Source organism: Nonomuraea purpurea, assembly GCF_042650645.1.
Classification (GTDB): domain Bacteria; phylum Actinomycetota; class Actinomycetes; order Streptosporangiales; family Streptosporangiaceae; genus Nonomuraea; species Nonomuraea purpurea.
On sequence record NZ_JBHSBI010000025.1, the window covers coordinates 1 to 12,892 of the forward strand.

A 12,892-nucleotide genomic window follows, 5' to 3' on the forward strand; every position below is an offset into this window, starting at 1 on the left:
TCGAACCGCTGACCGTGGTGCCGAGCTGCTTGGCGCCCGAGGACGTGGTGGCCTCGGGGTCGCCGCGCTCCCACTGACCCGAGGTGGCGGTGTCGGTGCCGCCCGGGTTCGTCGTCCAGTTGCCCGCCGACTCGAAGGTGTCGGAGTAGACGGTGACCGGCGGGTTGCCGGTGCCGCAGTACTGCGCCTCCTTGCCGATGATCCGGTAGACGCAGTCGGAGTATTCGAGGAAGCGGAGCACGGCCTCCCTGTTGCGGGTCGTCTGCGGGACGATCTGCTCGTCCGGCGGGTAGAAACCGGGGTTGGAGCCGGTCGGGTACATCTCGAACGTGAAGCTGAAGATCTTGTAGACGCCCCACATCCAGTCGTCGATGGTCCCGTCGGTGATGTAGAGGTCGCTGGCCTGCTCGGGCGTGTAGCCGTTGGTGGCGGCCATGTTCTGGCCGAGTGTGGCGTGGGCGTCCCTGTCGTCCTGGGTCAGGCCGGGGGCGGTGTCGTTGAAGGTGTAGCCGTACGGCCACAGGATCAGCTCGCTGTAGGTGTGCCAGTCGATGTGCGACTTGAGCTGCTGCACGCCGCCGACCACGCGGCTGCGCACCCAGTTGGCCGCCGCCTTCACCTCGGGGGCCGACTCGGCGCTCGCGCCGCGGTAGGTCTCGCTGGAGGTCGAGCCGGACGAGCCGTTGCAGCAACCCCAGTTGTAGGCCCAGTTGCGGTTGAGGTCGGTGCCGACGGACGAGGAGCCGGAGTTCGGCTGCCGGTTCTTGCGCCAGGAACGGTAGCTGCCGGTGGCGATGTCGTACTCGCCGCCGTCCGGGTTGAGGTCCGGCATGATCCAGATCTCCCTGGTGTTCACCAGGTTCGTGATCCTCGCGTCCGTGCCGTAGTTGTCGGCGAGCAGGTGCATGATGTACAGCGCCATCTCGACCGTGAGGTGCTCGCGCGCGTGCTGGTGCGCGGTGAAGAGCACCTCGACCTCGTTCTCGTCGCTGCCCACATTGTCGCTGATCTTGACCAGGCGTAGCGGCCTGCCCTCGTAGGAGGTGCCGTACGTGGTCTGGCTCATGATGCCGGGGTTGGCCGCGACCAGGGAGTTGATCTCCGAGGTCATCTCCGCGAAGTTGTGGTAGCCGGAGTCCGCCGGCGGGAAGTCAGCCGTCCCGACGCCGGACGGGGATGTCGGGCGCGGCACCTCCGCCACCCGGTAGCCGAGCCGCCTGATGGCGGAGACCTCGGCCGCCGTCGCCGTGACCAGGACCGAGTCCTCGGCCACCTCCTCGATGGCCGCCCCGGTGGCGGCGACCGCGCTGCGCTGCCGCGCGTCCGCCGGTCCCTCCACGCGATACTGCCTGTTCTGCGGTGGTTCCGCGGAGGCTCCCGCCCCGGTCATACCGGTCAGGCTGATCAGGCTGAGGGCGGCGAGCAGGATGACTAATCGGTGTTTCACCTTCGTCCTCCTCAGGCGCTCGGGATCGGGGGGGTGAGCGGCGCCTGAACCGAGAGTGAAGAGGTTGCCTGCCCGAGGAAAGGCCCAAATTTCACGGGCTGACAGGTCGTTGCCAGGCGGATGCCAGCGGGGCCCGGCACCGTCGGGGGCATGAAGTACGCGATCGAAGCAGAAGGGCTCGTCAAGAGGTACGGCGACAAGACCGCGCTCGACGGCGTCGGCCTGACGGTCAGGACCGGGTCCGTGCTCGGCGTCCTCGGCCCGAACGGCGCCGGCAAGACCACGGCGGTCAGGATTCTGGCCACCCTGGCTCCCCCGACGCGGGCCGGGCCCTGGTCGGCGGGCTCGACTGTCCAGGGCGTCGATCAGGTGCTCGGCGGTGACGGTGCGCCCGGCTTCGAGCGCCAGCACGGCCAGCAACGCGCGCAGCCGGAGGCCGCCGACCGCGATGGAGCCCCCGTCGCCCTCGACCTCCAGCGGGCCCAGGATGGATATCCGCACATGTCACACCTTGCCGTGCGTCCGGACAGGACGGGATTGAGCGGCCGGCCAGGGTTCCCCACTCGCCCCCCGGCCGGCCGGTTCAGGGGTCAGAAGTCGTCAGGGGTGCGGATGCGGTCGCGGATCCAGGCGCCGGCCGGCTTGAGCCGCGAGGTGCCCGCGTAAGGGCCGCCGGGACAGGTGCCCTCGGTGAAGACGGCACCCGAGCGCTCGTCGTCGGAGAAGTTCCAGTTCACCCAGCTGATCTTCTTCTGCGCCATCAGGTCGAGGTACTGCTGCGACCTGGTGAAGTTGTTCGACCCGTCGCCGGTGTACTCCTGCGTGCCGAACTCCGTGACGAACATCGGGATGCGGTCGGCGGCCCTGGACAGCGCGTTGAGGTACTCGCTGCCGTGCGAGGCCGCGTAGAAGTGGAAGGTGTACATGATGTTGGCGGCGTTGACCGGGTTGTTGATCACCTCGGTCTCGGTGGCTCCGTCGGAGACGCCGAGCGAGGACCAGGCGCGGGTGCCGACGATGATCGGCGCCTCGGGGTCGTACTGCCTGATCACGGGGATGATCTGGTGGGCGTAGTTCCTGATGGTCGACCAGGAGACGCCGCTCGGCTCGTTGGCGATCTCGTAGAGCAGGTTGTTCTTGCCGTTGTGCCGCTGGGCGATCTCGGTGAAGAAGGTCTTGGCCCGCGACAGGTTGTAGTTGGGGTCGCCGGGGTCGAGCATGTGCCAGTCGATGATGGCGTACATGCCGCGCGCGGTCGCCTGCTCGATCAGGTTGTGGACGCGGTCGGTGAACAGCCGCGGATTGGTCTCGTAGCCGTCCTCCTGGATGTACATGGAGATGCGCAGCACGTCGGCCTTCCAGTCATTGGCCAGCGCGTCGAGTGAGGCGGTGTTGAGGCACTGGTAGTACCACTGCAGGCCGTGCGAGCTCATGCCGCGCAGCTGGATCTGCTTGCCGTTCTGGTTGCAGAGCCTGACCCCGCACACCGTGAGCTGGCCGTTGGCCTGGACGGGCGTGCCGGCGGCGGACGGCGCGCCGAGGACCAGGCGGTCGAGGTTGGGGCCGCCGTTCGCGGTGGTGGCGGTGGCGCGCACGGTGTTGGCGCCGGCGTTGAGCGTGGTGGTGAGGCTGGAGTCCTGCCACGTGGTCCAGGCGCCGGTGCCGGGGAAGTCCTTGGCGGTGGTGGCGCCGTTCACGGCGATGGCCATCGGACGATTGGTGCTGGTGCCGTTGGCGTACCTGAGGGTGAGGGTGGCCGGTCCCGCCGTGGGCGAGTCGACGGCGAACTCCACGTACGAGCCCGTGGTGTTGTCGTAGTTGACGAAGCCGGTGCCGCTGTAGCCGGTGTGGTTCGACTCGGCGGCGCCTTGGGAGATGGTGGCGTTCTCGGCCTCGTACGTGGTCGCGGCCTGGGCTGGGACGGCCTGTAACGAGAGGGCGGCGATCGCGGCCACGACGGCGAGCCGCATGGATCGATGCATCGGGGTGAGCTCCTCTACTCGTTCATTAGGAAACCTTACTAACGAGCATGGGCAGCGTAGATCGGATGTCTGTCTGGAGACAAGGCCCAATCCTGACCCTAGCCGTCAAATGAACAACGGTCCGCGCGGCCACCCCTAGCCGCGCGGACCGTTCTCACCTCGCAGCGAACCCATGACGCCGCCAGCCACGGCGCAACGAGCGGGTCCACGTATTTCATGGTAAACCCATAGGGATTAAGGAGTAAAGGTCTGGACGAGAGTGATCACGCCCGCGACGACGAGGGCACAGGGCGCTGCTGCAGGCGTTCCAGCCGAAGCGGCGCAGTTCGTCGCCGGTGTTGGGCAGGTCGGTCCAGCCGGGCGAGGACGGCCGGCGCGTCCGGCCGCTGGGCGGTCCGGTCGAAGGCGGCGACGTAGGCCGGCTTCTCCTCCGGGGCGCCGGCCGCGTCCCTCGGCGACGGGTAGAACGTGGGATCTGGAGTCCAGAAAGGTGCCGACGTTCGGGTGTCCGGCTGGAGAAAGTGGAGTGAAGCAGGACATAGGCCGCCGCCAGGCGAGATACTCTGATGTTTCGTGTTCTTCGGTATCACGGATTTCTGGGCCTACGTCATCGGCGCCTTCCTGATCATCCTCCTGCCCGGCCCGAACTCCCTGTACGTCCTCGCCTTCGCCGCCCAGAACGGCGTCCGCCAGGGCTACCGGGCAGCGGCGGGGGTCTTCCTCGGTGACACCGTGCTGATGGTGCTGGCCGCCGCGGGAGCCGCGTCCCTGCTGCGCTCCAACCCGCTGCTGTTCACGATCCTCAAGTACGCCGGCGCGGCCTACCTGGCCTGGATGGGCTTCCAGATGATCAGGGGCGCGTGGAAGACCTGGCGCGCGGGCGCCGCCGTCACCCGGGCAGCGCAGGCGCCGGCCGAACGCCAGGCGCGCCCGTTCCGCAAGGCGCTGACGATCAGCCTGCTGAACCCGAAGGCGATCCTGTTCTTCGTCTCCTTCTTCATCGCGTTCGTCGACCCCGGCTACTCCGCCCCGGCGTTGTCGTTCCTCATCCTGGGCGCGGTGATCCAGCTTTTCAGCTTCTTCTACCTGACGGCGCTGATCTTCGGGGGCACGTTCCTGGCCGCCCAGTTCCGCCGCCACAACAGGCTCAGCGCGGGGCTGACCTCCGGTGTCGGGGCGCTCTTCGTGGGGTTCGGGGCGAAGCTGGCGACCACGTCACTCGGCTGAAAGCCTGGTTCAAGGCCCTGCTGGTTTGGTTGGTGACAGATGGAACGTGTCAAAAGAGGCGGTCGCATCGACGTCGCTCGGGTACGGTAGGCCACCGGCGTGCTTCCCGTGACGGCGATGATGCCGTTCTGTTACCGCGAGCGTTCCATCTGGTAAGCCTGGTCCCCCGGAACCCGGGTAGCCGCTGATCGTCGGCCTATCTGCGGAGCAGCCTTGAGTCACCCTCCAGTAACCATTCCACGCCTCACCGCTCTGGCCCGGCAGGCGGCCCCCAGGCTGCTCGAAGGCGTCGTGGCCCCACTGGCGGTGTTCTACCTGGCCCTGATGATCCTCGAGTTCAAGGGGGCGCTCGTCGCCACCGTCGCCTGGGTCTACCTCGGAGTGGCCTGGCGGCTGATCAGGCGGGTCAAGGTGCCCGCGACCATGTATCTGGCCGCGTTCGCGATCACCGTCCGCGCGATCGTCGGGTTCTGGACCGGCACGTGGATGTGGTACTTCATCCAGCCCGAGTTGGGCACCATCTGCATCAGCATGGCCTTCCTGGCCTCCGTCCGGCTCAACAGGCCGATCGTGCAGAAGCTCACGCTCGACTACATCCACCTGCCGTCGGCGGTGCTCAAGCACGAGCGGGTACGCCGCTTCTTCGCCAGGATCACCCTGCTGTGGGCGTTCGTGCTGCTGATGAACTCGACGCTGAGCATCGCGCTGGCCGTCTACGAGTCGCTGGCCGGGTCGCTGACCTCGTTCATGGTGCTGCGGACCTCAGCCGTCGCGGTGATCAGCGGGCTGGCGATCACGTTCTCGATCTTCGCCTTCAAGCGGCTCCTGCGCCGGCTGCACGTCGCCCACGCCTGACCGTTCGGCCAGCAGGAACGCCCCGCACATCCCCATGACCAGCCCGGTCAGCATGCCGAACAACGACACGAGGTCCGCAGCGCCCGTGGGCCCGCCGACCAGCGGCCCGCCGACCAGCCTGACGATCGTCGAGTAGAGCCCGTTCGCGAACAGCGAGCCGGAGCCGAGCCAGGCCACCGCGAACGTGCGCGCCCGGCCGCGCCGCCGGACGAGGACGACGAGCGCGGCGGCCCCGCCGATCGCGAGCAGGCCCCGCAGGACGCCCTGGATCGCCTGGGTCGAGGGCGCGCCCACCGCCCAGGCCAGCCACGTCCCGCCGACCGGCGCCGCCACCACCAGCGCGCCCCAGGCCACGACGTCGTGGAAGGAGCGGCGAGGCCCGGTGAACGGCCGCGTGAGCACCCTCGGCCACCGGGCGCGCGCGTAGAGGACGAAGGCCGTGGTGAGCCCGGCCGCCTGGCCCACGAACCCGCCGTAGACCATCATGTAGACCCACGGCTGGATGGGACCGCCGCCGGCGAACACCGCCGGCCCGCCCACCAGCAGGGCCAGCGACGCGGCGACGGCCACCACCGCCAGCAGCCCGGTGCCCACCCAGAGCGGCAGCAGCACCAGCCAGGCGGGCAGCCGCAGCCCCCACCGCATGCTGAACGCCAGCGCCAGCACCAGCGCCACCGCGTCCATGCCGAACGTCATCGCGTTGAGCCCGACCATGGTCGACTCGCGCATCAGGCCGGGATCGGTGACCCCGATGGAGCTGCCGGTCAGCCAGAGCACTTTCAGCGTGAGGTAGGGCAGCATGGCCGCGATCGCGACGAGCGCGGCGGTGACGCGGCCGATCCCCTTTACCTGTTCAGTCATGTTCCGAGCCTCGCGCTCAGGAGGCCCGCTGCCCTCCCGAGCGGCGGGGATGCTCCTCCCCCTGGCGGGGGAGGTCGACGGCCAGCTCGAAGCCGCCGCCCACCGGCCCCGCGCCCAGCGTGCCGCCCGCCAGCCGGACGCGTTCGCGCAGGCCCGCCAGCCCCAGGCCGCCCGGCCGCGCGATCGGCCGCGAGCGTGCCGGGCCGTTGCGCACGACCACGCGGTCCGCGCGGACCGAGACCTCCACGGCGGCGCCGGGTGCGTGCTTGGCGGCGTTCGTGAGGCCCTCCTGCACGACGGCGTGGGCCAGCTCCGGCACCGGTCCTGGGACCAGGTCCAGGGTGATCGGCATGCCCGAGTCGCCGGCCCGGCGTACCAGCTCGGCCACGTCCTCGTGCACGGGGGCCAGCGGCGGCGCATCGGAGTCGTCGCGCAGCAGCCCGATGATCTGGCGCAGCCGTTCTGTGGCGTCCGCCGCCGCCAGCCGCAGCTCGCCGGCCGCCTTGACCTGCGCCTCGTGGAGGCCGGCGGACAACTCCAGCCCGGCGGCCCTGACCGCGATCAGGGCCAGGTCGTGGCCGAGCGAGTCGTGCATCTCCCGCGCGATCCTGGCCCGCTCGCGCAGCCTGGCCTGCGCCTCCGCCGACAACCTGGCCTGCCGGCGCTGCAGCAGCAGCCTGCGCCGCAGCAGCCCCAGCAGGTACGGCACGACATAGGTGCCGGCCAGTGCGGTGATCATGGACACCCACAGGGCCAGGTCGCCGCCGCTGTCCAGCACCATGGCCACGCCGACGGCCGCGATCAGGCAGAACGCGACCAGGGCAGGGCGCAGCCCGCTCAGCCGGCGGCCGGTGAGATAGGCGTACCAGACGACGAACGGGGACGTGGCCAGCAACGGGAGGATCTTGACGTCGCGCCTGGGCAGCAGCCAGGTCAGGTCCACCGTCGCGAACCCCTCGCTGAAGCTCCACGGCCCGAGCGGCAGCAGCAGCACCAGCGCGGCCAGCGGCCGGCGCCTGCCGACCAGCACCGCGACCGTGCCGAGCGCGAGCCTGGGCGCGGTCACCGTGCCGAACCCGGCCGGGTCGGCGAACGGAAGGGGCCCCATCGCGCAGATGGCCGCGCAGAGCACGATCCAGAGCAGGACGTCGTAGCCGACCTGACGGCCGTTCTCTCTGCGTAGCTGCTTCACGGCACCGACGTTATCCACCCTGGGGAGGAGCCACCCCCATCCGAAGGCAGGAGACTACCCTGACGAAAGTCAGGGTAGGGCGGAATCGAGCGGCCAGGGTGGTGCTAACCCCACCTCGAAAGCGCCTACTCACACTCCTGTTTTCGCCTGGTCAAACCGATTGAATCAATGATGTCAAGCGGAAGGCGCATTTCTGACCCCGACGAAAGTCGGGGGTGGTGTGTGCCGATCGTCCGATGTGCCGTGAGCAGCGGTGTTTCTACCTTCATGGGGTACCGGCCCTGACCTGCGTAAGGGAAGGGTCCGCGTTCGACCGGGGGCATCCCCGATGTTCCCGTACGTCGCTCGCATTCACGCTTAGGTGGGTGCCCCAACGATCGGAGTAGACGCTGATGTCGCACGCCATTCTCGACCTGGTCCAGCAGGTGATGTCCTCGCCCTGGTTGTACGTGGCGCTGTTCGCCCTGGCGCTGCTCGACGGGTTCTTCCCGATCGTGCCGGCCGAGACGGCGGTGATCACGGCGGCGGTCTTCGCCGCGTCGGGCGAGACGAACCTGGCCCTGGTCATCGTGGTCGCGGCACTCGGCGCGTTCGCGGGCGACCACATCTCCTATTTCATCGGCAAAAAGTCCGGACGCAGGCTGCGTGACAAGAAGGCGTTCGTCTGGGCGCGCAACGCGCTGACCGAGCGGGGCGGCCTCGTGCTCGTCGTGGCCAGGTACATCCCGGGTGGACGTACCGCGACCACGCTGACCATGGGCGCGGTGCGGTACCCGCTGCGCTCGTTCACCTTCTTCGACGCGATCGCCGCCGGCTCGTGGGCCGTGTACTCCGGGCTGATCGGCTTCTTCGGCGGAATGGCTTTCGAGAACGACCCGATCAAGGGCCTGCTGCTGGGTCTGGGGATCGCGCTGTCCATCACGGGGCTCGTGGAGCTCGTGAGGTGGATCAGGAAGCGACGCGCCACCCAGGCTTCTTCGGATCGTCTTCCTGCGGACACGTCCGTTTGACCCTATCTGGCAACTATCCGTCTGAAAGGAGTGCGCATGACTGTGCTGGCCGCGGTGATCGCCCTGGTCGGTTCGCTGTTCTTCGCGCTCGGGGCCGCCCTGCAGCAGTTCGAGGCGGTCGAATCGACCAAGCCCGGATTTCTGGCCCTGCTGCGCAAGCCGCGCTGGCTGCTCGGCGGCGCCTCCATCCTGGCGGGTGGCGGTCTGCACATCGTCGCGCTCGGGCTCGGCCCGCTGACCATCGTGCAGCCGATGGGCGTGGCCAGCCTGCTGTTCGCCCTGCCGCTGGCGGCCGCGCTGCACGGCCGCAAGCCCTCGCGCAGGGAGCTGTACGCGGCGGCCGTGGTGGCCGTCGGGCTCATCGGGCTCGTCCTGCTGGTCCCCGAGTCGGACGGTCCCACCTACCTCAGCCCGAACGGCGTGCTCACGCTGCTCGGGGTGGCCGGCGTCGCGGCGGTGCTGCTGTGGGCCGGCTCCAAGGCGGCCTCGCCCGCGGGCCGGGCGGCCCTGCTGGCGACCAGCTCCGGCGTGCTGTACGGCGCCACCGCCACGCTCATGCGCGTGCTGGTGGACGGCGCATGGAACTGGTGGTACCTGCTGGCGCTGCCGCTGCCCGCCCTGCTGGCGCTGGTGATGCTCCAGCGGGCCTACGCCGTCGGGCACTTCGGCGTCTCGTTCGCCTCGCTGCAGATCGCCGACCCGCTGACGGCGGTGGCGTTCGGCGCGCTGCTGCTCGGCGAGCCGCTGCCCAGCGGAATCGTGCCGGTCGCGGCGGCGGCGCTGACCGCCGCGGGCACCGTCGCCCTGGCGCGCACCAGCCCGCTGGAGGCCCGCAACGACACCGCCTGACCTCCCCCTACTCGACCTCCCCTGTTCTTCTTCCGGTCCTCCCCCGGCCGGGTCCCCTTGTGAAATCGGAGTCACCGTCATGGCCATGCCTCTGCACAGTGTCAAGAACCGTACCGGTCTGTCCCCCGCCCCCGAGCGTCCCCGCCGCGTCCTGATCTCGAGCGACACCTATCCACCCGACGTGAACGGCGCCGCGTACTTCACCCATCGCCTGGCCACCGGCCTGGCCGCGCGCGGCAACGAGGTGCACGTGATCTGCCAGTCGGACGCCGGCCCCGCCAGCGCCGACGTGGTCGACGGAGTGGTCGTGCACCGGCTGCGCTCGGCGCCGTCGCTGGTCCACCCGACCATGCGGATCACGGTTCCGACCAGGCTGCACCGGCTGATCACCGACATCAACCCCGACGTGCTGCACACCCAGGGCCACTTCGTGGTCGGCCGGGCCGCCATGTCGGCCGCCCGCCGCGCCGGGGTGCCCATCGTGGCCACCAACCACTTCATGCCCGACAACCTCTTCCAGTTCGCCCACATCCCCGAGCGGCTGCGCCGGCGGGCGGGCCAACTGGCCTGGCGCGACTTCAGCCGGATCTTCAACAGGGCCGACCACATCACCACCCCGACGCCGCTGGCCGCCAAGCTCCTGACCGACCAGGGCTTCCCCCGCAACGTCGAGCCGGTCTCCTGCGGGATCGACCTGACCAGGTTCCACCCGCACGCCGAGCCGAAGGCCTGGGCCCGCAAGCTGTTCGACCTGCCCGACCGGCACACCATCCTGTTCGTCGGCCGGCTCGACGAGGAGAAGCGCCTGGACGAGATCGTCCGCGCGCTGCCGCTCGTGCTCAACGAGGCCGACGCCCAGGTGGCGTTCGTCGGCAAGGGCAACCAGCGGGCCGAGCTGGAGCGGCTGGCGAGCCGCATCGGCGTGGGCGAGCGGGTCTTCTTCCTCGGCTTCGTGCCCGACGAGAACATGCCGCAGGCGTACGCCGCCGCCGACGTGTTCGCCATGCCCGGCGTCGCCGAGCTGCAGAGCATCGCCACGCTGGAGGCCATGGCGACCGGGCTGCCGGTGGTGGCCGCGGACGCGATGGCGCTGCCGCACCTCGTGGAGGACAACGGCTACCTGTTCCAGCCGGGCGACGTGGTCTCCCTGGGCAGGCACCTGACGGCCATCCTCACCGACGACGGCCTGCGTACCAGGCTCGGCAAGGCCAGCAGGGAGCTGGCGCTCACCCACGACGACCAGTCATCGCTCGCCCGGTTCGAGCGTATCTACGATGAGGTGACCCGATGACCCCTCGACAGTGCGCCTGGGGCGCGGTGTTCGGCACGGTGGCTTCCGTGGGCGCGTTGACGTACGCGGAGGTGGCCCTGCCGGCGCAGACACTGCTCAGTGACTACGCGCTGGTGCCGGGCGGGCTGGTGCCGGTGGTGATCGGCATGCTGGCGCTGGCGGCGGCGTGCCTGTGCCTGGCCTACGGCCTGTCGTTGATCGAGCCGTCGCGCAGCGCCGCCACGCGGGTGCTGCTGCTGGCCGGGGCGGCGGGGCTGATGATGAGCGCGATCTTCCCGACCGATCCCGCCTCCTCGGACGTCGACTCGCTGACCGGCGAGATCCACCGCTGGGCGGCGGCGCTCTTCTTCACCTCGCTGCCGGTCGCGGGCTGGACCCTGGCCAGGGGCCGGGCCAGGTCGCCGCGCTGGAACGCGGTCAAGGCCATGAGCGTGACCTCGGCGGTGACGCTGGCGGTGTACCTGGCGGCCCACCCTGCCTCTTTCACTTCGCCGTGGATGGCGGGCGACGCCTACTACGGGCTGCTGGAACGGGGGGTGGTGCTGGCCGAGATGGTGCTGATCACGGTCATGGCGCTGGCGACGTACCAGACGAGGCCCACAACGCGGACGGCGGCGACACCGGCCGAGTCCGCCGAGCCCGACCTGCCGGAGCAACTGGCCGCCTGAGCCCGCGCACACTTCGACCACTGGCGAAAGGTCCAGGTCATAGCGTGAAAGCATGCTCATCACCCGCCATTCACAGGCTCGAGCGCTGCTCTCCGACAGCAGGTACGTGCCGCCTCCCGTCCGCCAGGACGGCCGGGAGGGAACGCTCGCCTGGCTGCGCGCGCACGTGTCGCGCTTCAGCAGCGGCCAGACGCACGCCGAGCGGCGCCGCCTGGTCACCGATCGGCTGGCCCACGTGAACCCCGCCGAGCTGAGACCGGCCGCCAGGGCCATGACCGGCGAACGTGACGGCGACTGGCGAGGCGTGCCCACGGACGTGCTCGCCGCCGCGCTCGGAGTGCCGCAGACCCGGGCCGTGCCCGCCGCCGCCTCCGGCTACCTGTCCGGTGAGGAGAGCCCGCAGGCCGACGCCGCCGTGGCCGAGCTGCTCAAGGTGGCCGACCTGCCGGCGATCACGCTGCTCCTGCAGGCGCACACCGCCACCGAGGCGCTCATCGAGACCGCGCTGAGCCACGCCGCTCCCGGGGACGACGTGGACGCCCTGCTGCACGAGACGCTCACGCTGGACCCGCCGCTCAAGGCCACCCGCAGGCTCGACACCCGCACCGGCGACGAGGTGACGATCGACCTGGTGGCCGCCAACCGCGACGCCGACCTGCCGCATCTGACCTTCGGCTACGGCCTGCGCCCCTGCCCGGCGCCCGACCACGCGCTCGCCCTGGCCGCGGGCGTACTCGAAGCACTGCTCGACGGGAGCCATCGATGAACTTCCACGACCTGCACCGACCGGGCGATCCGCTGCTGCTGCCGAACGCCTGGGACTACGGCTCGGCCGCGTTCCTGGCCGGGCAGGGGTTCCCGGCGATCGCCACGACGAGCCTCGGCGTGGCCGCCGTGTACGGCAAGCCGGACGCGGCCGGCGCGACCAGGGCCGAGACCATCGAGCTGGCCGAGTCGCTCAAGGACCTGGGGGTCATGCTCAGCGTCGACGTCGAGGGCGGTTTCAGCGACGACCCCGCCGAGGTGTCCGACCTGGTGGCGGGCCTGTCCGCGCTCGGAGTCGCGGGGGTCAACCTGGAGGACGGCCGCCCCGACGGCACGCTGCGCCCGATCGAGCTCCATCAGCGGATCATCGAGGCCGCCAAGGGGCACGGCGTGTTCGTCAACGCCCGTACCGACACGTGCTGGCTGAAGACCGGCGACACGCGGGAACGCGTGCGCGCCTACGGCCACGCTGACGGGATCTTCGTGCCGGGGCTGAGCGATCTCGACGAGATCGCGGAGCTGGCGGCGCTCACGCCGCTGCCGCTCAACGTGCTCTACCAGCCGGGCGGCCCCACGCTGGCGCTCCTCGCCGCGGCGGGCGTGGCCAGGGTGAGCACCGGCTCGCTGCTCTATCGGGCCGCGCTCAGGGGAGCGCTGGCGGCGGTGCTGGAGATCCAGGGCAAGCCCACACCCCGGCTGCCTACTTATCAGGAGACCGTGGCAAGGTTGCCGCGATAATCGAGAC

The 12,892-nt window shown here is 70.1% G+C and carries 12 protein-coding genes and 1 pseudogene; 9 read left to right on the forward strand and 4 right to left on the reverse strand.

Annotated features, from left to right (window positions below; genetic code table 11):
* Positions 1–1,447, reverse strand: a 1,447-nt coding sequence (locus ACFOY2_RS37595; RefSeq protein WP_379532881.1) for a M14 family metallopeptidase, incomplete at its 3' end; no start/stop codon positions are given.
* A gap of 150 nt (positions 1,448–1,597) precedes the next feature.
* On the opposite strand from ACFOY2_RS37595, the pseudogene ACFOY2_RS37600 reads away from it, so the two are divergent.
* Positions 1,598–1,797, forward strand: a pseudogene (locus ACFOY2_RS37600) (ATP-binding cassette domain-containing protein); the annotation flags it as partial.
* A 240-nt stretch (positions 1,798–2,037) separates the two neighbouring features.
* Here the strand turns inward: ACFOY2_RS37600 and ACFOY2_RS37605 are convergent.
* Entirely contained in the window at positions 2,038–3,429 is a 1,392-nt protein-coding gene (locus ACFOY2_RS37605; protein ID WP_379532882.1) for a cellulase family glycosylhydrolase, read from the reverse strand.
* A gap of 573 nt (positions 3,430–4,002) precedes the next feature.
* Here ACFOY2_RS37605 and leuE point away from each other — a divergent pair.
* Both leuE and ACFOY2_RS37615 read left to right on the forward strand, forming a co-directional pair.
* Entirely contained in the window at positions 4,003–4,656 is a 654-nt protein-coding gene (gene leuE / locus ACFOY2_RS37610) for a leucine efflux protein LeuE (RefSeq protein WP_379532883.1), read from the forward strand.
* Between the two features lie 213 nt (positions 4,657–4,869).
* A complete protein-coding gene (locus ACFOY2_RS37615) occupies positions 4,870–5,511 on the forward strand; it encodes a VC0807 family protein (protein ID WP_379532884.1) in 642 nt (213 codons plus the stop codon).
* Here the strand turns inward: ACFOY2_RS37615 and ACFOY2_RS37620 are convergent.
* On the reverse strand, positions 5,419–6,372 hold the full coding sequence (locus ACFOY2_RS37620; RefSeq protein WP_379532885.1) for a hypothetical protein: 954 nt from the start codon (positions 6,370–6,372) through the stop codon (positions 5,419–5,421). The genes ACFOY2_RS37615 and ACFOY2_RS37620 overlap by 93 nt on opposite strands.
* Positions 6,373–6,388: 16 nt before the next feature.
* Entirely contained in the window at positions 6,389–7,564 is a 1,176-nt protein-coding gene (locus ACFOY2_RS37625) for a sensor histidine kinase (protein WP_379532886.1), read from the reverse strand.
* 392 nt (positions 7,565–7,956) lie between these two features.
* On the opposite strand from ACFOY2_RS37625, the gene ACFOY2_RS37630 reads away from it, so the two are divergent.
* The 6 genes from ACFOY2_RS37630 to ACFOY2_RS37655 all read left to right on the forward strand — a co-directional run bounded on the left by ACFOY2_RS37630 (position 7,957) and on the right by ACFOY2_RS37655 (position 12,885).
* The gene (locus ACFOY2_RS37630; RefSeq protein ID WP_379532887.1) at positions 7,957–8,574 is read left to right on the forward strand and encodes a DedA family protein; all 618 of its coding nucleotides are present in this window, start codon (positions 7,957–7,959) and stop codon (positions 8,572–8,574) included.
* A gap of 36 nt (positions 8,575–8,610) precedes the next feature.
* On the forward strand, positions 8,611–9,423 hold the full coding sequence (locus ACFOY2_RS37635) for a DMT family transporter (RefSeq protein WP_379532888.1): 813 nt from the start codon (positions 8,611–8,613) through the stop codon (positions 9,421–9,423).
* Positions 9,424–9,502: 79 nt separating this feature from the next.
* Complete coding sequence (locus tag ACFOY2_RS37640; RefSeq protein ID WP_379532889.1) at positions 9,503–10,714, forward strand: glycosyltransferase; 1,212 nt, start codon at positions 9,503–9,505, stop codon at positions 10,712–10,714.
* The gene (locus ACFOY2_RS37645; protein ID WP_379532890.1) at positions 10,711–11,382 is read left to right on the forward strand and encodes a DUF998 domain-containing protein; all 672 of its coding nucleotides are present in this window, start codon (positions 10,711–10,713) and stop codon (positions 11,380–11,382) included. The genes ACFOY2_RS37640 and ACFOY2_RS37645 overlap by 4 nt, the downstream gene beginning before the upstream one ends.
* Before the next feature lie 52 nt (positions 11,383–11,434).
* The gene (locus tag ACFOY2_RS37650; RefSeq protein ID WP_379532891.1) at positions 11,435–12,148 is read left to right on the forward strand and encodes a hypothetical protein; all 714 of its coding nucleotides are present in this window, start codon (positions 11,435–11,437) and stop codon (positions 12,146–12,148) included.
* Positions 12,145–12,885, forward strand: a complete 741-nt coding sequence (locus ACFOY2_RS37655; RefSeq protein WP_379532892.1) for an isocitrate lyase/PEP mutase family protein — start codon at positions 12,145–12,147, stop codon at positions 12,883–12,885. The genes ACFOY2_RS37650 and ACFOY2_RS37655 overlap by 4 nt, the downstream gene beginning before the upstream one ends.
* Positions 12,886–12,892 lie beyond the last annotated feature (7 nt).

Bases quoted from the DNA above. Each gene is read 5' to 3' on its own strand.
- ACFOY2_RS37635 (WP_379532888.1), top strand. From the start codon at position 8,611: ATGACTGTGCTGGCCGCGGTGATCGCCCTGGTCGGTTCGCTGTTCTTC.
- ACFOY2_RS37645 (WP_379532890.1), top strand. From the start codon at position 10,711: ATGACCCCTCGACAGTGCGCCTGGGGCGCGGTGTTCGGCACGGTGGCT.
- ACFOY2_RS37630 (WP_379532887.1), top strand. From the start codon at position 7,957: ATGTCGCACGCCATTCTCGACCTGGTCCAGCAGGTGATGTCCTCGCCC.
- ACFOY2_RS37605 (WP_379532882.1), bottom strand. From the start codon at position 3,429: ATGCATCGATCCATGCGGCTCGCCGTCGTGGCCGCGATCGCCGCCCTC.
- ACFOY2_RS37655 (WP_379532892.1), top strand. From the start codon at position 12,145: ATGAACTTCCACGACCTGCACCGACCGGGCGATCCGCTGCTGCTGCCG.
- ACFOY2_RS37640 (WP_379532889.1), top strand. From the start codon at position 9,503: ATGGCCATGCCTCTGCACAGTGTCAAGAACCGTACCGGTCTGTCCCCC.
- ACFOY2_RS37650 (WP_379532891.1), top strand. From the start codon at position 11,435: ATGCTCATCACCCGCCATTCACAGGCTCGAGCGCTGCTCTCCGACAGC.
- ACFOY2_RS37620 (WP_379532885.1), bottom strand. From the start codon at position 6,372: ATGACTGAACAGGTAAAGGGGATCGGCCGCGTCACCGCCGCGCTCGTC.